This window comes from Petrimonas mucosa (assembly GCF_900095795.1).
Classification (GTDB): domain Bacteria; phylum Bacteroidota; class Bacteroidia; order Bacteroidales; family Dysgonomonadaceae; genus Petrimonas; species Petrimonas mucosa.
This window is the reverse complement of sequence record NZ_LT608328.1, coordinates 1,496,314-1,516,956: the sequence shown is the minus strand read 5'-3', so window position 1 is coordinate 1,516,956 and position 20,643 is coordinate 1,496,314. Positions and strand designations below refer to the sequence as shown.

The following is a 20,643-nucleotide window of genomic DNA, read 5'->3' as shown; positions in this document are numbered from 1 at the left end:
TCAAGAGTTTGGTGTTAGTTGTGTGGATGTAATATGCAATTTCCTGTAAGCGTCAGATTCATTTTCGAATAGACCAACACCCATTCCGGCTAACATCACTGCTCCTATGCAACCTGCAAATTCACAATTATTTAAAGAAATTGGCATATCGAGGTAATTGGATAAAACCTGGGGCCAAAACTTGCTTTTTGAATATCCACCTACCATGGTTATTTGATTTACTCTGTTGCTGGAATGTTGAAAATGAGATATTTTATCCTCCATGATCGCACAAACAGATCCGATCATTGATTTGTATATTTCCTTTACATTGAAACTTTCCATCAGATAGTCAATATATGCTTCTGGAAAAATATCCTTTTGCAGGATATTGAAAAGGCATTTATTTTCTCTAAGATTCCAAGACTTGATCTCTTCGTCAAATTTTGACAATCCAAACTTCGTTCTTTTCGACAAGATATCGAGATATTCATTTATAATGTTTCCCAGGCCTGCATAAGAAAACATTGCTCCCCAGGGACCATCGGGAAATAAAAAGGGATCAACAAGTAAATCTTCTTTCAGCGCTTTATCGCGGTTATCAACCGGACAAAACCCCACCCAGGATGTTCCACATGATAGAAGTAAATCTCCAACTTGTGTCATGCCTGTTCCTCTGGCTGCAGACGGGTGGTCAAACGACCCCGCAATTACAGGGGTCCCAGCCGGTAAGTGTGTTTCGTCTGCGGCCTGTTTTGTGACAAAACCGATGGGTGTCCCACTCTTGACGATCTCGGGCAAGCTCTCTTTTTTAATATCCAGATAATCAAGGAAGGGTTGATGATATTGCATCTTTTTTTGATCCAGGAGATAGCTATTTGTTGCTGTAGAGGTATCAATAAACCAATTGTTAGTCAATCTGTAATTGTAATAAACGAAGTCTGTAACCCGATAGGTTGCTGAATGATAAACTTCCGGTTCATTCTCTTTCATCCAGGAAAAATAGACTAATGGAAAGGATGATATTCTGGGCCACCCGGTGATAGCGTATATATAGTGAGAGGAAAATGGAGTTAAAAGAGTTTCGAATGAGGAATTCGCTCTCTCATCAAGCCAGCTTACTGCGTTCGTTAATGGTTTTCTGGATCCATCCAGTAGCAAAGCATTCCCGCTTGCACCACTAATGCAGATCGCCAATACGCTCGCTCCTTCGGGCTTTTTCAATAATAAAGTTCTAAGCAATGAACAAATACTCTCGTACCTCTCATCGACACTGAATTCTACTCGATTTGAACTACCATATATATAGATATTAGACTTCTTTATGTGAGATAATATCTTACCACTCTGCGAAATCAAAATACATTTTGTAACACTCGTTCCAATATCTATACCAACAAAACAATTCATATGTAGTTTATTTATTTCATGGAATAAGTAAAAGCTTTGGGTCGCTCCATTATTTCGGAATAGATATTTCCAAAGCGGTCTTTTACTGTTATTTGAAGTGAAGAGGTGGCGCTGGCTGCTTTCGCTTTAAACATGTGAGAGGTATTATGGGTGGCAAAGTTTGGTTCGGCTCCGTCATTAAGTCTAAGCGCCGTGTAGGAAATGATGTGCAGAGGGTCATGAGTTTTCACCCGTTTCACCTCAAGCATGTTCTCGTTCTCTTTCACCTCTACCTCCCACTCATCATCGTATCCGAACACATTGATCAATACCTCGTTTAGGTTTCCGGGAGTGGCATACTCTTTCGCATAGGGAGCCAGCAACACGTCACTAGAGTTCGGTGCATGTGTTGCGGCAGTGATATGTACCGTGTTCAGGTCATATGCCCTGAACTGATAGGTTCTATCATACCCGATGCTTTTGTAATACCATTCGATCTCCCTATTATTCAATTCCCATACACTGTAACCACCGGGACTACCATCTTTACAGATATGATTGCCGGCATAACCGTTCGATCCGGTCCACCACCAGGTGGCACATACTGCACCGATGTTGTGTTCCATCAATGTGGAGGATGCATTTACGGCATAATTGATATGGGAGTGACCAGTAAGAAGATGTACATTGGAAAATCCCGAAAGGTCTGATACCAGGAGATCTCCATTCTCCATTGTGATTTTTGGCTGGTAACTACCATTGTTGTCCACTTTCACACGTCCGTGCAAGGGAGCATGCATACCGATCACGATCGGTGTGTCCTTGTCCTCAATCGTAGCAAGGTGCCTTTTCAACCACACCCTTTGTCGCTGTACAATAGTTTTGTTGTAATTTCGCTGTCCCACGACCCCCTGAGCACCACCCAAATTTATGTATTCGATGTTGTCTAAGACAATATAGTGTATCTTTCCCAGGTTGAATGCGTAATATGTAGGTCCCACAATGTCTTTGAAAGTCTGTTCTGATGCCCAGTCCCCTGAGATGTAAGGATCATTGTCGTGATTGCCCATCACGTTGAATATGGGGCAGTTAATCTTGTTCATCATGGTGAGATATTCAGGCAATGCGAAAGAATTATCATACCAGTATCGATCCCAGCTCATGTCCCCGAGTGTCAACCCGTAAACTTTCACCCCTTTCGATTGGTAATCCCGGATAATGTTGTTTACGTCAACTAGAAAGCCGCTGGTGAACTGTTCCAAGTCATTTGTCCGGTTTGCCAGGTGCCAATCAGCCATAGCCAGTACTACGTGGTTTGAATTGTCTACCTTGATCAGGGAGAAATCTATCTGTTCCACCTTACTTCCTCCTGCAAGCCGCTGATAAAATTGTGGTAGATTTTTATTGTTAGGGACCTCATAGTTACCGGGTACAGAGATGAAGATATACCCGCTCTGTTTGTCAGAAGGAAGGTAGTAAATACCGTTCTCGTCGGTTATGGTGACCTCGTACCCATCAGAAACCACTACCCCGGGAATACCCTCATCATCACAATAGACCACCCCCTTTACCGTCATCCCCTGTATATCGGGAATGGCATTGTCGGGGATGTCATTATCAGCTATAATAATGATCTGGATAGTACCTAGTGTGAGTGTTTGGCTATCCCTGGTGACCGAAAGACTATATGTACCTGACGATAGGTTAACCGGCAGCTTGAAGAGTGCCGATTGACTCGTTACTGAAAGCACCTTCGTCGAGAATTTGCTGTTTTCATCATTAAAAACAACAAAATTTATCAGGTCTCCTACTTCAAATCCTTTCCCTGTAAGGGTGATCTCCCCATTTTTCCTGATTTCCAGGCTAGTAGGGAGTGAGATTCCTGTGATGCGAAACTCGGTTTTTTCAGTCTCAGGAATTTTCTCATCCCCACAACCGTGTAGTGTCACCATAAATAGGGAGACTAGAAAAGCCAGGCACAGGTATATTCTTTTTCCTTGTAGTATAATAGTTGTATTTTTGTTGATTTCCATATGATTTATATGCAATTAAACACTTAGGTATAGGTGTTTAAAGCATCCTATTATATTTACCACATATATAACTGATATTCTTCTACTTATAGATTATTTTAATATTCATATCATTATTTTTTGTATATGATAGGTAGTTTGATCTTACTTATTTCACCTACAATTTTCTGGTTAAATCAGGGTGCAACTAATCCTCTAAACAGACATGTTTAACTACAATGTCAGTAATGTTACTGTATTTGTTGTTTAAATTCTATCAACCACGTTTTAAGATTGATAATATCATCATGGACCGAAGCTATGTCAGAGAAATTCGATATCCAATGTGGTGAAATTCGAACTTCATCAATTTTTTTTAAAGCCAGATCAACTTTTTCTTGAAATTCAAGTGTTTCTAAAACATTAGCATAACGATCTTTTTCAACCATCCCGTAACGTACTTCTTTTTGACCTTCCTCAACTGTTTCATAAATAAATTTCATGTTATCAGCGTTTGGTTCTCCATACATTGCCTTACAATAATCATATAAAATATTTTCCAATGGTGTTTTTGGATTCCACATTTTACGTCCCACTACATACATGTTTATCCTAGATGGTAAACCGTGAAAACATAGTTCTGAAGAAATCCAGTCAACTTGAACACTTGCTTCTTCGGGTAAGTCTGTATAATATTTATCTAATGTTTTAGTATAAATATTCGGCCCATAAGTCATCTCAAAATCACTTAAATACCATCCCCAGATACCTACTTTACGGCCAGAATTTTGAATCTGTTCAGCCCGCTCTTTATTATACCACCTTTCAATAGCTATTGCTACATCTTTACTAGCATACTTTTCAGATGAAATTCCGTTATACAAATCTTTGTTAAACCATGCATCACAAGTAACCTGAACATTTGGATTGTATTTTTTATATTCATTCCAGATAAACATGGTTGCCGTTAATGGCGTCTCATAACCTCCTTCTGTCCCTTCATCTACCCAGTGAGTGATTATGTGATCTACTTTTTCCCCGTAACGTTTAGCCAGTTCTTTGTAAAATTCTTGTCTTTTAGGTCTCGTTCTAATATCGTCCCATTTGTTGCCATCTGCTGGCGATCCCCAAATATACTGGCTAACTCTCATCCCCTCATTATGTGCTTCGTCAATTAGCGTTTTTAATACGTTTTCAATATCATCAATTGTTTTATCTTTCGGTAATCCACCACGATATCCTCCTTGCCATTCACCGGTTGAAGCATTATATGTGATTAATTCCATTAATTGTAAGGAGTTAAATCCACAAGATCTTAAAAATGATGGATAACGTGATAAACGTTCCGAGTTCCAATTTTCATAATTAATCATTGGATTATCAGGGATGGCTCTCCCCGTAGGACAGAGCGTAGCCTCACGTATCGAAAAAAATGGCTTCCTTATTTCTTCAAATACAGGACAATATATTCTCCAATTATTTCCAGTAAGGTTACAATTCAATTTACTAAATAAATAATGAATCCCAGATTCAACACCATCCGCATCTTTACCAACAACAAAAATAAAATCCCCACCATTGTGAGATGAGAATGCTTTTATCATGTGTGATTCCGAATGAGAATTGCTCAATCCCATTAAATCCAATCCAAAAATATCAGAAAGGGGGTGATTATCAAGTGTCTCAAGAATAATATAAGCTTTATTCTTCTCAAAAGATGATAAAGCATTCAATTCAATTAAATCACTCTCCAACTCTCTATCCATAAAAAAAGAACTCAATAATTTCTTTCCTCTTTCAATTTCAATTCCTTCAACTGAAGAATATATTACTGGAATCTTCTTTTTTGACGCAACATGTAATGCACTACTTTGCATTTTACAAGAGCAAAGAGAAAATGATATAATATAAATTAAGATATATATTGATGATCTAATCATAACGTCAATTTGGGTAAATTTATTTTTCTTTTTTTGTAATTTCACATTCATGAATTATTTATCAAAAGAAGGTATTTTTAACAGTTCACCACCTTTAATAGCAGATTGATGTGCCACAATTCCAGGAGCAGTCATTGCAAGAGCCTGATATATATCCACTTCTGGCGTTCTGTCATTAATAATTGAATCAATAAACTCATGCGTGATAAAAGTATGTGAGCCTTCATGTCCGCTGTTGTAACGCAATGATTCAGGCAACATATCTGTTTCCCACCACTTAGGAATTGTAAACTGCTCCACTGTATTAGCTTTCACATTAAAGCCGCCTTCATCTTTAACGATCTTCTCACCAGCCTTTACCAATACTGTATTGGATCCTGCTCCATGAGACATTACAACACTCATCGCATCACCATGCCATTCTCCACGCTCCGCACTTCTTAAAGCTCCTTTCCAATTTACCTCCATATGAAAAGACAGTCCTTTATTCGTTTTGAATAGTGCTGACTCATTCCAGAACGGATTATTATATTGGTTATCTCTCAGAACAGGATCATTATCTCCCCAACCAATACAAGTAACCTCGGTTAGTCGTTCTTTTGTAAGACCCACAACAAAACCAGTGCAGTGTGTAGGATATAACATTGGCGGCAATCCATAACGCCAGGTTTTTTTGCCATTCTCAATATACAATGATTCGAGTCCTGGATGATTATATTGAGCAGCATAACTCATAATATTCCCAAAAGCACCTTCCTTATAGAATTTTTTCACGGAAATCATACTTTGTCTCCATACACTTGTCTCTGCCATCATGTATGTTAACCCTGTTCTTTTAACCTCATTCAGTATATCATCACATTCCTCAAGCGTCATTGCAGCAGGCACAGCGCATAATACATGTTTGCCCGCTTTTAAGGAAGCAATCACATGTCTTGCATGATCGGGTGCACCTGTAGCAATGAAAACGGCATCAATTTTTGGATCTTTAATGAGTTTTTCGAGACTTGGATAACTTTTATCACACTTATATACAGTCTTCAATTTCTGTAGCCTCTCCGGAATAAGATCTGAAACTGCTTCTACAATACAATCAGGATGATCATGAAAGTGAAATCCAGCACCGAATCGACCACCAATAATTCCAATTCTTACCTTGTTTTTTGTCAATTTACTTTGGGAAAAAGCAAGTCTCGGTGCCACAGTCATCGCTGTGGCACCTATTACTGCAGATTGCATAAATTTACGTCTGTTCATTACTTTATTTGTTTAATAATTAAATAATATACTTTAAAATTGTGTCATCTTACATCTCCCCAGAACGTAAGTTCAGTTATATTAATTCTAGGGAAGTATGCTGTTGAGCCACTATAAACTGACAACACTACTATACGAATATATCGTATCTCCGTGTTTGTCTGATTTAAATTGAAATACTCACCTTGAGAGGCATAAGCCAGATCTTCGGGTGTTGGGGCAATATTATCAGCTAAACCGGATGGCCTGTGTGAGTTGAATTCACCAAGAAAAATCCAATCTTCAAATGCCGATGATGCATTAGGATTTTGAGATCCCCATACTTGAAAATGTTTAAGATGTCCATATTTGTACAGAAAAGACGGATTATAATGGGAAAATAATCTCATTTTCTTCAATATAGCTAATTGACCAATATCGAAAGTAATACTTGCTGGAAGTACCGCATCCTCCCAAACATATCCGAAATCAGCATTTGTATTACCGTCCCACATTCGTTCAATTGGATAAGTACCGAACTGTTTATAGGGAAAGAATTCGTTATTCCATCTTAAAAACCAACTACTATCGACAATACTGTCAAGTGTTACGGTTTTAAAATCTGTGAAAAATGTATCAACCGAATTTTCATCAGGAAAGTAGAAAGTTCTGTATTGAATTTCCGAATAATATTTATAATCAGGAATAATCGTATAACTTTCGGTATTCTTCACGAACAATTTTTTCAGTTTACCATCAAAATCTTTATATACTACCTCTACTCCAGCCATATTATTATAAGGCTCACCCCAATGTATAACCCTATAAGAGGAACGTTCGATTACTCTGTCAGTTAAAGTTGACATGTAGTAATCACCATAAGATGAGCCCTCTGCTGTTGCCGCGATCGACTTATTACCTAATGCATCAAAAGTAAATACTTCGAAAGAGTATGCACCTTCGGGAAGAGCAATGGAAACATTTATACGATCGAGATTTGGTGGGATATTGTATTCCATCGAATCTTCTCGATTATTCCAATAGATCTTAGCGTATACCGCTTTATTGTCAACCCCAGGTATCCACGAAAGTGTTACACTATTTAATCCGGAACGAGCCACAAGAGAATCAGCTTTACTTACATAAATTATTTCGCCACCTTCAAGATACTCCAAGTAAGTAGAATTCATATCTTTGCAACGCAAAAATGTAATGACAGATAAAAATGCGATAATATAATATTCAATATTTCTCATAATTTTTCAATTTAATTCTGATTACCCCAAAAAATTAGTTCAGTGAATTGTACATAATCTACACTGCCAAAATTCTTAGTAGTTTTCCACCTAAGATAACGATATCTGGGAGTTCCGACAGGAAACTCAAAGTCGAGACCAGCTTCTGCTGTTGCACGATCCTCTGCGCTTAAAGTGCCAACAGGTAGCCCCGATGGTTTAACAGCCTTAAATTCTGATATGAATGTCCATTTACTCCAGTCAGCGTCCAATTCATTGGCTCCCCAAATCTCCCAAATCTCAGGAGACCCAAAATTGAAATAACTATTTGTTCTCATCCAATATTTATAACGACTTATTTCAGTAGGTTTCCCAAAGTCAAACGTAAAAGATTGTGGTAATTTTGATGCTGGAGAATTTAATAATGTGCCTGCGTAGTTTGTTGCTGCTGGATCCCCATAAATTCCATCAAAAAGATAACTGTATGTATAATTATTATAAAACTTATTATAATCATTGAATAGTGAATATATAGGTGTTGGAGGTGGAATTTGAGTCTCGAATAATGGTTTTAAATACATTATTAAAGTATCCGATCTATTGTTCCACCTGTCCTTTACAAATACACCAAACTCTGCTAAAACAGAATCTTGTCCTCTCGCAGCAAAAGCACCTTGATCCTTATTCGTATATAGTGTTTCCAGGGGTTGCCATTCATTATCATTATTTATCATTATGGTAAGTACCACGTCAGCTCTTGTAGGATTGGTGAAAGATACCATTACACCTCCAAAAGTTTCCTGCATTACAAACGACTCCCTAATTAATTTTACAGGAGGTGTTAATGGATTTATCTTTACTTTGACAGGTTCAGATTCTTGCTCACTTCGATTGACACAATACAATTCTATTTCAATTTCTTTTGTATCTCCAATCCCATTAATCAGAAGAGTATCCGTATACGCGGAGGATATTACATTTCGTATGTTGCCTTCAGGATACTCATAAACTGCCTTCACATATAAAATATTTTCACTTTCAGGAAGGGTATATTTTAATCTTGCCCCCCCGGGTATATTCTTTACTTGTACATTTTCAACCGGAGACGGAATTGATTCGTCTTCATAAAGCGGACCGGGATATTCTTCTTTACATCCAGTAAATATAAGAGAAAATATAACAAGGAGAAATAATAATATTTTTGGTTTCATAATTTAACTTTTTAAACTTATTCACACCTGCATTTTTACCATCCTGGATTTTGTACCAGATTTTTATTCACAATTAAATCTAATTCTCTAATTGGCCATAAATAATCTTTCAGTTTGAATGTCCTTTTAAACAAATTATTTACCTTGTAATAATTTACGGCGTCAGATTCAGTAATGCTCCAACCTTGAACTATGTAATTTAATTCACTAATTCCCTTTTTCCATCTCATCAAATCCCAATATCTTTGACCTTCAAAGGCTAGTTCAATACCTCTTTCCTGATGAATAATCTCTCTAAGTCCTTCTTTCGTAGTGTATTTTTTGCTATTAACCGAAAATAATTCCCAGGAATCTTGTACTGAACCTAGACCTGCCCTCTCTCGTACAAGATTGATATAATCATACACCTCATTACTGGGGCCGTAATATTCATTCATTGCTTCGGCGTATAGCAGGTACAAATCAGCCAATCTAATCTCAGGAAAGGGATAACTAACAATACTATAGTTTACTGTTGATGAATATACATTGTCGGGATTCACAAGCTTTTTAGCCCAGTAACCTGTTTGACTGTATTGACCAGATTGAATACGACCTGAATATTGTCCCAATTTAGCTTCTACATGCCAACTATCATCTTCTGACAGTTTACCTTGTCCGTACCAGATAGAACCATCAAAACCTAAACTGGCATAAAATCTTGACTCCCTGTCAAAATGCAACTGAACGGTCTCGTAACCTTCCTTAATATAGTATTTATCATTGGCAGTAGCTTTTTTAAGTGTATAACGTCCCGCATAATCCCATGTTATATCTTCATCAATCGGTACACCATTCTTGGTGTAAAAAGTTTCAGCAAGTTTTAAAGTTGGAGCCAACGTGGATCCCGTTGAGGCTAAACCTATCGTACTACCATCCAGTCTGGCTTGTGCCTGTTTTTGATTCTCATTTGTTAAATTATTAGGGTTTCCCCAGATAATCTCAGGATTCCATTTGGAAGTTATTGCATATCTAAGATTCAATTTATAATTTGTTTGATCAGACAATGACTTTCCCAAAGGATTGTATTCTTTAAAGAAATATAGCTTATGACCACTTTCATGAGCAGCATTTATAGCAGCCATAGCAGCTTCAGCTGCAATCTTCCATTTCTCTGCCTCATAAGTAGCACTAAATAATGGAGATCCATCCTTATTCTTGAAGTTCAAATAATCGGCATTACCATTAAAAAGAGGACTCGCAGCCATTATGAGTACTCTTGCTTTGAGCGCTAAAGCAATGGGTTGAGTTATTCTTCCTAATTCTGTTGCTTCCGCTTCAATTCTTGGTGGTAGATTAACAACTGCTTCATCTAGTAACTCAACAACATAATTAATACAGTCATCAAAATGATCACGTTTTACTTTTGCACCTTCAATACTGACGGATATTGGCAGATTATCTCTTACAATGGGAATAGGTCCATACATTCTCATTAAATAAAAATGATAATAGGCTTTCAGGAACTTCACTTCTGCGATCCACCTATCACGTTCATACTCCTCTAAATCTGGAACTTTGGCAATATTTTCAAGAAATATATTGCAATCTCTTATTGCCATATACAAAGCTGGTGATGCTGTTAATCCTGACCATGGATTGAATAATGGATTAACAACATTCTGAAAACCTCTCACTATTTGGGGAGCCTGCCATGATTGCTGCAATCCCCATACTTCATCGGCACACATAAATGCTGGATCATATATATAATCACCATTTTTTGGAATATAAGAATAACATGTAAAGAGGTATTTCTCAGCTGTATTTCGCATTGTGAATGCATTTTCTATTGTTGCAATATTATCGGGAACTACATCAAGAAAATTCTCGCAAGATATAAATACGAGCATTAATATAACAGATATTAGTTTATTTTTCATAAATTTTTAATTTAAAAAGTAACTTGTGCCCCAAAATTCATTACCTTCTGTATTGGGTAATTCAACCCATTGCTACCCATTTCAACATCCCAGAGCTTAAATTTACTGAATGTGAGAAGATTAGAACCACTTACATAGAGTCTAAAATTTTCAATATCTAATTTGTTTGTTATTCTATTTGGTATGGTATAACCGATTTCAACGGATTTCAATCTAAGAAAACTCCCATCCCTCATAAACCATGTACTCCTTTGCTCATTATTGGAATTCGCTATTGTGCTCAATCTTGGCCATATTGCATATATATTTCTATTCTCCTCAGACCAATAACTGTCAGCATAAGCTTTAATTAGGGTCTGCTTATTAATTCCCAATCAGGCACACAATTTCATTTGTGGCCCGAGTGGATAAATGTTTATATTTCTCACTATCATTAACTTCTGTAGTAACGAGACAAAATAAGGTAAGGGAATATCCCTCATATGCCGGATCAGATTCATCACAAAAATGATAGCCCCTATCCAACTCCTTGACGTCGAGGAGAGTCTGGCCCGGATATCATTTAAACCATATCCACGCTTGCCCTGTCCAAACTTCCCTTCAACCTGGTTGCGTTCCGCCGTCTCTCGTCGCTCTTTACGTTTTTGGTATCTGCTCTTGATCTCTTTTGCCGGCTTTCGTCCCAGTGGCTCCCCGGTGAAGCGGATTCCTTTCTCTTTCAAAAACCGCCTGTTCTCCCGGGTAAGATATATCTTATCCACCTGAACCAGCTCCGGATATTTCCCAGTCAACTTCCTGAAGCGTTCAACCTGTGACTGAAGATCCTGCCCCTCGTTGAAGGCATCCCAGTCAAAATGATCCACCCTGGCATATCCATCCAGCAGGCTGATGTTGATCTTGGCGCCAAACTCCGTCTTGGCCTTGGCTTTACCACGGACGATGGGGCGAACATGTGGCTGATGAATGTTCACTATGCGATCTTCTACTTGATGGCTCTTCTTCTTATACATCGTCTCCTGTTGTTCCAGCAGATGCTGGATGACAAAAAAATACTTTAGTTGCCGCCGGTCGAGGGGAATCGGTTTATCCTTTATGGTGTCCAGTATCCCGTTGATAGTCCGCACATCCCGTTTCAGGTAGTTGATCTGCTTGCGTATCGCTTTTCGTAACACGTTGGCTGGTTTTCTCTTCATTTTCGACACATTCAAAAAATCCTTGCGTGCAACCCTTCTGTATGTACGGGGTTTATCTTTAATACCCAGTTTCAAACACAACTCATCGATCAGCTCTTCTGCCTTCTGGCGGCTCTCGTTCAGCAGATCCAGATCGGTGGGATACTTGATATCCGCATCACAGACCGTTGCATCCATTTGGAGCTTCCCCTTGTTCCCGGGATGCGGATCGGGATCGTCATCATTATCATCTTCTTCATCCTTCGCATCCTTGTCAACCACTTCTTGATTTGCCCCGGCTTTTAGCTTCAACCCTTTTCTTATCAAGTCGTCCGTCAATGATTCAAAGACATCAAGGTCGATTCGCTTTCTGATGGAGACCAGCAGTGACGGTGTCATCACCTGTTCATAGGTGAAAGCTTCGAGACCAAGAAAATACTGCATGTAGGGGTTCTCCTGTATCATCTCTATTACTCCACGGTCGTCACTCTTCATGATGTGCTTGATGATGATTACTCCCAGCACAAGCCTGGCATCTTTGGTGGGGGCACCCCGGTTGCTTTTGAAGTTCTTGTAATAAAGCCGGGCGAACTCTTCCCAGGGAACTATTTTTGAAAGAATAACCCACCGGTTATTCTCATCCAGTTTTGCCTCAAAGGGCATCTTGAACTCTGAAATTGAAAGCTGCCTGGAGCTCTTGTATCGTATCATAAAATGCAAGGTTTATGAAGTAAAAATACTCAATTTCTTGCAGTTATGCAAATTTTTTACCAACTAATTTACTGATATACAACACAAATGCCAATTATTCAGCAAACCCTAATTACTTGATTTCCATTTACAAATGGCGCGGTAGAACTATTATAATTAATCCAAAATGATGACAAGGCCGATCCTTGAAAGAAGAATGAGAAGTCAAGATTTCGAATACCTGTTGATACCCCAAATCCATAAATAATTTCTGGTTGTGTCGGATACCCGATTGGGACTCTATCAAGTGTGGTTATTTGTCCATCACCGTTTACATCTCTGTATTTAATATCACCCGGACCATATATTCCAAAATTCTGGACCGGCGAATTAGCCACATCACTTTCGTCTATGAACAAGCGTTCGGCAATATATCCCCATTCTTGTGACAATGAGAATCCAATTTTAGAAAGATTTTTTTCATCATATTCCGGTTCCTCAATCTTTTCATATTTACTTGTAGCATATGTAAAATTGCATCTTCCTGTTATCCAGGCATCCTTATTAAACATATATGAATAATCGAGAGAGAGATCAACGCCACTTGATGATGCTTCTCCAACATTTGCCCTCATTGGAGCGGAAAGACCCATTGTTGTTGGAATATTTGCTCTGGTCATTAATATATTTTCTCGGTATTCATTGAAATATTCCATCTGAATATCAAATTGATTGAACAACCCTAACTCTAATGCCAAATTTGTTTTTTTGGATGTTTCCCATGTAATATCTCTATTATCATATCTTGTGACGAAAATACCATTTTGCCCATATGCATAATCTCTTCCAAATTTAGCCCCATGTGAAGCATCGTTCATTGAGACAGATGACAAATAAAAAAATCTATCTTCAGCAGTTCCAATAGCATCATTTCCAACAAGTCCGTATGTTGCTCTTAACTTCAGTTTATTAATATATGGTTCCATTGGCTTCCAAAACTCTTCATTTGATATCGTCCAGGCAGCACCTGCAGAGGGGAAGAAACCGAATCTTTTATCTTTGTAAAAGCGTTCAGATCCATTATACCCAAAATTATATTCCAAGAAATAACGGTTATCATAAGAGTAGGTACCTCTACCGGACAAACCTATATTTCTATAGGGCAGTGATTTTACCAAGGAGGAGGCATTGCCCTCAAGATAATTACGCATGATAAATACAAGCATTCCGTTAAAATTATGTTTCCGGTCAATCACCTTGACATAATTTAATGCTGATTCCAAATAGGTCGTAGATTTAACAATCTTGTCACCCTCGCTATATCCCAGATACTCTGTACCTGTGTTAGGATTAATAAGTGATAGCTTATAGGAATCAGAATATTTATCATAGGTACTCACCTCGTATAAAAAAGGCACATAACTTCTTGAAACATCAAAATAGGACTCTCTGTTCGTGTTAAATAAACCTCTCAGAGCTAAACCTTCTGTTAGGAATGACAAATCTTGCTTTAATTCAAACTGAGCCAGCATTAGCGATTTTGAGTATTCTTTATACCCTTTAATTAAATCCGCATATGGATTAATATAACTACCCATGGAGCTTCCTCCAAACATTATATGCCCAACATGCAGATGATCTTCATCTACAGGAAAAAAAGCCGGGAACTTCACAGGATTGCTTCGCATTACTCTTTCATACATTTGAGATCCACTATATATAGGCCCCTTATAATCATCGAATGTCCCATACAATCTCACACCAATTTCAGTGGTCTCAGTTGGATTAATATTTATGTTTGAACGCAATGCATAGCTCTTTAAGTCAATATTGCTATTAAAATTATTTCTGCTGTCTACCTTTAGTATGCCGTTATCTTGATTGAATGTACCTGCAATATAATAGCGGGCAATTTTCCCTCCACCTGATAAATTGAAATTCAAGCGATGATTGAGTGCATTGTCTTTAAAAACCTCTTTTCGCCAGTCTGTAGCAGGATAGACCAATGGATTTGTCCCGGCAATGGTATTGTCAATTTTACTATCTGAATTGGGTTGAAAACCAAGTGGATCGCGGGTTACAACTGCTTCATTTTCCAATCGCATATAAGTTATAGGATCCGCTAACTGAAGATTTCTAGTTGGTGATGAAAGTGAACTCTCATAACGTAAATTCACTTTTATGGATCCTTCTTTTCCCTCTTTTGTGGTTACCAGAATTACGCCATTCGCACCTCGTGCACCATACAACGCGGTAGCGGTAGCATCCTTCATAATCGAAAAACTTAAAATATCATCCGGCTGAAGTCTTGCCAATTCTGTTGAATTTAATTCTATCCCATCAATAAGAATCAACGGATCCTTTTTATAACCAAATGTAGTGACACCTCTAATAAAAAACTCTGCATTATCCCGCCCAGGCTCACCACTTCTCTGATATGATATAATTCCCGCCAATCTTCCTGCTAATGAGGTGGTTAAATTGCTGGATGGAATTTTAAGATCTTTCGGAGTAATGGTACTAACAGAGCCTATCACATCTGTTTTCTTCTGCTTACCAAACGCAACAACAAGTACCTCATCCAGTTCATCTACCTTTTCCTCTAGTACCACATCTATTACTGATTGATCCTTAATTTCAATTATTTTCGATTCTAGTCCTACAAATGAAAATAATAGTTTATCTGTCGATTTGGCTTCAATTGAGTATAGGCCATCCAAATCTGTTATTACTCCTTTGGATGAACCGATAATTGTTATTGTTACCCCAGGGAGTGGAATTCCAGCACCGTCTACAACTTTTCCTTTAATAACTTTATTTTGCTGGATAATATTATGGTATTTTGTGTTAATTTCGCCGTATCTTCTATTTGCTTTAAGATGTAGGCAATTTAGCAATTGCATGAATAAAAAAATTAGAAAAATTAATTTTTTTAGCAGATTCATTTTCCTTTTCATGTTAATAAAATGTTGTGTTTTTATGTATGGTTGTTTAAAGAAGCAAAAGCATAATAAAATGTTATGTGTGAAATTTATTGCATTTATTAGCAGAATGAGGCAGGTGATTATCCCACTTGAACAATTTCTTCTTACGCTAAATTCAATTCACGGATCCATTTTAACCTCCTTTCGTAATTATAGTGCAATTATAATTATAATAATTCATATACGATCAAGAACAGTAGTTAAATAATAGTTAATAATGGTTAATTATAAATTTTATTATCATTTTAAATTGATTTTCAGCTATTTAAAACGTTCAATATATTACATAATGATTCATATGTAATCACTATTGAATGCTTTAATTTTTTCAAGAGTTCAAAATTTTGTAACTACTCAGGTACCCCCTGTCATAGACAGAGAGTCCTGACTACTCGTCAATAACTATGCTATACTCGAAACTACGCTTTAGCAAGGGATGCAATAACCCGAAGGACCTCAAAGGGGTTCTGTCCGTTCTTGACCGCTGTTTGGATGACGGAGGCAACGGTAGCATAGTTCCCGGCTCCTTCCTCGGAGCGGAAGCACCCGCTGACTTTCAATTTGGTCTTGGCCGGTCTCAATGCCTTCTCGGAGTCATTATTCGTGGGAGGAACAGCGGGATTGGTGAGGAAGGTAAAGATATAGTCCCGGTGTTTGGTAATGCCTTTTTTGAGTTTATCAAGTTCATTATTCTCCCCGTCTTCTTTCGTGTAAACCGAAGGTCTTTCGAGCAGCTTGTCCAGTCTTTCTTCCATATCTTTCCTGACCGCTTCTCCAATGTCATTTTCATTGCGATGATGGACGGAGTCCCGCAGCAGGTCGAGCATGTCAAGGCTCCATGGATCATCCGGAAAGGCCTGCATCGTGTAGGTAAGGTTCCGCAACAGATGGGCAATGCATATCTGGTGATCCTCCATCCCCACGTCTCCCATGAAGTAGGCCGGAAGTCGGTCAGTGACCCATACCATATTACCTTGCTCTTCCCCGGTAAAGTGCTTGTTGATCACATGGTGGCTTCTGCTGCTGTCAAAGGCGAGGAAGGTGGCTACGGCATTCTGGAAAGCCCAGAGCCAGTTATTTTTCCCGTTCACGTTGATTCCGGTTTCGTCCGCCCCGGCAACCTTTCCTTCTGCAACTTTCTGACGGATCATTTCGTAGGGCGTTTTGGAGAATTTCCGCATGGCCTTCAGCATGTTCGATACGGAGCCTTCACTGATGTGGAGTCCGAAGATGGTCTCGTACAGATGGGTGAGTCGCTTGAACGGAACATTTTGGTAAGTGCTGAGGTAGGATGTCATCGCCATGATGTTGGGGCCGAAGGATACGGGAGCATTCACCTCTTCCGGAAACTGCCCCTTGCTGCAATGCCCGCAGGAGCACTTGACCTGCATCGTCATGTGGTTGACAACCGTGGCCGCAATCGGAAGCGGAATGTCCACCACCTGGCGTGTGGCGCTGACGATCGCAGCGTCCATCTCCAACGGCTTTCCACATTCCGGACACACGGAGACGGGGTACCACTGTTGGGTTTCCGTTACATTTTCGGATTGGAGCAGGGTGCTCCCCGAATGGCCTTTCTGCCCACCGGACTTCCTGCCGGAAGGCTTGCGCTGGGACTGTGTATGCCGGATGCCAATTGGATTCCCGGAGGGCGGGACGCTACTGTTCGTGCTATTCTTTATGACGGGTTTCCTGCCACTCCCGAGTTCGGCAACATGGGATGCAAACTCGGCAATACGAGCCTCTTTAACTTTTATTTCACTGTCACGGACAGAAAGAATAAGATCCATCCGCGCAAGTTCCCTGTCCTTCTCCTCAAGGGTTTTGACAAGAGCCCTGTTGATCTTCGCCTGCACCAGCAGCCGCTCTGCCAGTTCTGTGGAGTCAAGCTCTTCGCAAAGGCCGAGTTCCCGAAGGATCTGCCTGCGCCGCCGGGAGAGCTTTACCCGGTCTGCCTCGACACTCTTTCCAAGTCCTGTATTAAAGTTCTTTTTCATACCTCCACAAAGATCGGGAAAATAATGGATCTGTGCAAATTTAATGATTTGTGCACCAGCGGATTAAAGGATGTTTCCAGACATTTTGGCAAGACCTGCACCCCTTCTTTCGGAGGGTCATTCCAAAATTTTTTGAGGGCCTGCAATGCCCTCCAAATAGCCCACAATAAGCTGATATATAACAACTTCAATGCAGGGACAGCGGCATGAGGAAAAATTCAAAAAAATTACAACAGGATGTTGACAACCCTGCGGCATTCTTCATCATTGGTCAGGAAAAGGGAACCTAAGTAGTTACAAATAATGTCCAATTCCTTTTTTAGATGATTGTTTTTGATTAATTTTGCTTGAAAAGGAAAATGTATAACAACAGTATGAATTACGAATTAAGAAAGAAAATTATAATTGATCTTCTAAACGAAAAAGAAATTATTACGATTTCTGAAATTTCTAAACGGTGTAACGTTTCTAAAATTACAGTTCGTCGTGATTTTCTATTTTTAGAGCAAGAAGGAAAACTTAAAAGAACTCATGGGGGAGCAGTAATTGCTAAAAATGGTCAAAACCTCTTTACATTTAACGTAAAAGTGAATCAAAATATCATAAAAAAAGAGGAAATTTGCAGAATTGCGGCAAACCATATCCAAGAGAATGATATAATTTTCATTGACTGTGGGACGACACTTTTCCACATGATAAATTATATAAAGAAGTTTAAATCTTTAATAGTTATTACAACATCACTCCCAATCATTTCAGAACTACTTGATTTCCCAAATATCAAATTAATTATTATAGGTGGAGAGGTTGAACATTCTCGAAAAGCTATTTATGGTCCGGTTGCTAATAAGAATATTAACCTTTATCATGCCGATAAAGCATTTATTGGTGCTGATGGCGTTTCATTAAAAAATGGACTTAGTTCATATGATGAAATGGAAGCTTCCATAACGCTGAAAATGGCAGAAAATTCAAGTGAAGTCTTTTTACTTTGTGATTCTTCAAAAATTGAGAAAAACTCATTTTATCGATTTGCCGACTTCTCAAAGATTGATCATCTCATTACTAATCGAGATATTTCAGATCATCATTTAAGAGAATATCGAGATATGGGAATTGACGTAATAATAGAATAACCTATTTGACGTTATTCGTTTACTTTCATTTACGCTCTAACGTGAGTTCGGGATAAGAAAATCATAAAAAAAGTTGTGATATAGGGAGATTATTTGTATATTTATAGCTGATAATCAAACAAATAACAAACATCAACCCTATGATCACAACAGACAAAGTTATTGAAATATTTTGTATTGCCGACGATTTTTGTGCAGAATATGAGAATGAAATCCGGAATCACCAACTTCAAGCAGGTGACATAACGAAAAGGAGAAACAGGAAAACGCAAATGTCCCAGAGCGAGATTATTGCCGTGATGGTCTGCTTCCACTGTGGAACCTTTCATAATTTCAAGAATTATTACCTGTTGAGTCCGCTCTGAAAAACCTTTTTTTCAAATTGCTGAAAAAACGATTTCGCCGGACAGTTTTGATTGTTCTTGTTGAAAATAAATTTGTCGGTATAGGCGGTTAGACCGCTGTAGTTATATTACTTCTATTTAACCTTATAGGTTCACTGAAGACCATCTTCCTAAGGAGTAAATCGAAGATTGACCCCATCATTGACCTCCTGTTATACCTGAAATGGTACTCATCGAGATAACCTTGCAGCCGCTGCTTTGAGCAATGGTGGTGTATCCCTCGCAACCATCCCTGGATGTTCATTATGTGAATATGCAGTTGCTGCATTCCCTTTCCCTTGTCTGAAGGTATTTGTTCTAAGTTTGGATAGTCCTTTTTCAATGGCAAATATCCTTTCCAAACGTCAGTAATAACGTGCGCTTCTTTGCTAATATATGTCTCAAAAAACGGTCTGAATTCTTTGCTTGAAGCACGATCAATTACTTGTGCATAAGCACGCCCAACACTACCTTTATCTTCCAGAATTTCAAGTGCAACTATAACTAACTTCTTTTTGCTCTCGCCACTACGCCCCACTTTCCCTTCCTCGTATTCGCCAATCAGAAATTCATCCACTTGAACTTTGCCGCATAATTGGTTTTTACGGCTGCTCGTCATTGCTTGTTGGATTTTCCACTTAAATTCCCAAACTGTTTTCTGCCGCAATCCAAACTCTTCTGACAATTCCATGGAAGACATTCCTTTCTTTTTTGTACTGATCTTAAAGCATATGTGAAACGCTATTAGTAATGGAAATTTTATCTTGTCAAACATCGTTCCTGCCGTTGGACTTTCATCGTAATTACAATTGGCGCAACGGCGTGAATATGACTTTTTGCCTTTTCCATACTTCAGATGACCGCATTTCTTGCATTTGTACGGACTTTCAGATGACCATTTTATTGCAGACAAATAACGAAAACAATCTTCGTCGCTCTGAAAATACCTATTAAATTCTATTGAATTCACCCCCGTATACTTTTCTCTAAATCCCATGCTACAAAGGTAGCAGTTATTTCTAAATTAACAGCGACTTAAGCGCCTATACCGATAAATAAAAGAGTGTTCCGGGATAGAAACCGGCCACCCAACTTGTTGGCTTTACAGTCTTCAATTCTCCATTTTTATTGATTGAGTTGGGCTGTACCCCATCCGGTAAATTTTCCATCATCGTTCTATATTGCTGGACAGACTTACGAAGTGTCTCTTCCATCCATGGTTTGTTAACCTCGTAATCTGACTGTTTGATATTTAGCGCATTGCATCCGACAACACCCCACAAGAAAAAAACTGATAAAACAGCAAATAAAAAAACTATCTTTCTCATATTGTTATTGTTATTGTATTTAGAGTGAA

General features: G+C 38.6%; 13 protein-coding genes and 2 pseudogenes. 2 read left to right on the top strand and 13 right to left on the bottom strand.

The features are described 5' to 3' along the window. From ING2E5A_RS06005 to tnpC, 11 genes and pseudogenes are all read right to left on the bottom strand, one after another. Window positions 1-1,389, bottom strand: coding sequence for an FGGY-family carbohydrate kinase (locus tag ING2E5A_RS06005; RefSeq protein WP_083373221.1), 1,389 nt, complete (start codon window positions 1,387-1,389; stop codon window positions 1-3). 11 nt (window positions 1,390-1,400) lie between these two features. After that, the gene (locus ING2E5A_RS06000; protein WP_071136630.1) at window positions 1,401-3,320 is read right to left on the bottom strand and encodes a calcineurin-like phosphoesterase C-terminal domain-containing protein; all 1,920 of its coding nucleotides are present in this window, start codon (window positions 3,318-3,320) and stop codon (window positions 1,401-1,403) included. Between the two features lie 311 nt (window positions 3,321-3,631). Beyond that, on the bottom strand, window positions 3,632-5,365 hold the full coding sequence (locus tag ING2E5A_RS05995; RefSeq protein ID WP_231960452.1) for a hypothetical protein: 1,734 nt from the start codon (window positions 5,363-5,365) through the stop codon (window positions 3,632-3,634). 9 nt (window positions 5,366-5,374) lie between these two features. Next, complete coding sequence (locus tag ING2E5A_RS05990) at window positions 5,375-6,577, bottom strand: Gfo/Idh/MocA family protein (protein ID WP_071136628.1); 1,203 nt, start codon at window positions 6,575-6,577, stop codon at window positions 5,375-5,377. Between the two features lie 44 nt (window positions 6,578-6,621). Continuing rightward, window positions 6,622-7,812 (bottom strand): DUF4998 domain-containing protein, encoded by a 1,191-nt coding sequence (locus ING2E5A_RS05985; RefSeq protein WP_071136627.1) that lies wholly within the window; start codon window positions 7,810-7,812, stop codon window positions 6,622-6,624. An 11-nt stretch (window positions 7,813-7,823) separates the two neighbouring features. Beyond that, window positions 7,824-9,002, bottom strand: coding sequence for a DUF5000 domain-containing lipoprotein (locus tag ING2E5A_RS05980; protein ID WP_071136626.1), 1,179 nt, complete (start codon window positions 9,000-9,002; stop codon window positions 7,824-7,826). 35 nt (window positions 9,003-9,037) lie between these two features. After that, complete coding sequence (locus ING2E5A_RS05975; protein ID WP_071136625.1) at window positions 9,038-10,924, bottom strand: RagB/SusD family nutrient uptake outer membrane protein; 1,887 nt, start codon at window positions 10,922-10,924, stop codon at window positions 9,038-9,040. Window positions 10,925-10,935: 11 nt separating this feature from the next. After that, window positions 10,936-11,286, bottom strand: a pseudogene (locus ING2E5A_RS05970) (SusC/RagA family TonB-linked outer membrane protein); the annotation flags it as partial. A gap of 12 nt (window positions 11,287-11,298) precedes the next feature. After that, window positions 11,299-12,807 carry an IS5 family transposase gene (locus ING2E5A_RS05965; protein ID WP_071136623.1) on the bottom strand — a complete coding sequence of 503 codons (1,509 nt, stop codon included), beginning with the start codon at window positions 12,805-12,807 and terminating at the stop codon, window positions 11,299-11,301. 98 nt (window positions 12,808-12,905) lie between these two features. After that, complete coding sequence (locus ING2E5A_RS05960) at window positions 12,906-15,743, bottom strand: SusC/RagA family TonB-linked outer membrane protein (protein ID WP_071136622.1); 2,838 nt, start codon at window positions 15,741-15,743, stop codon at window positions 12,906-12,908. 446 nt (window positions 15,744-16,189) lie between these two features. Continuing rightward, window positions 16,190-17,767 (bottom strand): IS66 family transposase, encoded by a 1,578-nt coding sequence (gene tnpC, locus ING2E5A_RS05955; RefSeq protein WP_071136621.1) that lies wholly within the window; start codon window positions 17,765-17,767, stop codon window positions 16,190-16,192. 374 nt (window positions 17,768-18,141) lie between these two features. Here tnpC and ING2E5A_RS05945 point away from each other — a divergent pair, with 374 nt between their 5' ends. Further along, complete coding sequence (locus tag ING2E5A_RS05945; RefSeq protein WP_071136619.1) at window positions 18,142-18,903, top strand: DeoR/GlpR family DNA-binding transcription regulator; 762 nt, start codon at window positions 18,142-18,144, stop codon at window positions 18,901-18,903. Between the two features lie 140 nt (window positions 18,904-19,043). Continuing rightward, window positions 19,044-19,253 (top strand): annotated as a pseudogene (locus ING2E5A_RS05940) (IS982 family transposase); the annotation flags it as partial. A 103-nt stretch (window positions 19,254-19,356) separates the two neighbouring features. Here ING2E5A_RS05940 and ING2E5A_RS05935 read toward each other — a convergent pair. Both ING2E5A_RS05935 and ING2E5A_RS05930 read right to left on the bottom strand, forming a co-directional pair. Further along, window positions 19,357-20,283, bottom strand: a complete 927-nt coding sequence (locus tag ING2E5A_RS05935) for an IS1595-like element ISPemu1 family transposase (RefSeq protein WP_071135758.1) — start codon at window positions 20,281-20,283, stop codon at window positions 19,357-19,359. Between the two features lie 46 nt (window positions 20,284-20,329). Continuing rightward, the gene (locus tag ING2E5A_RS05930; RefSeq protein WP_154670046.1) at window positions 20,330-20,614 is read right to left on the bottom strand and encodes a hypothetical protein; all 285 of its coding nucleotides are present in this window, start codon (window positions 20,612-20,614) and stop codon (window positions 20,330-20,332) included. Between the last annotated feature and the right edge of the window lie 29 nt (window positions 20,615-20,643).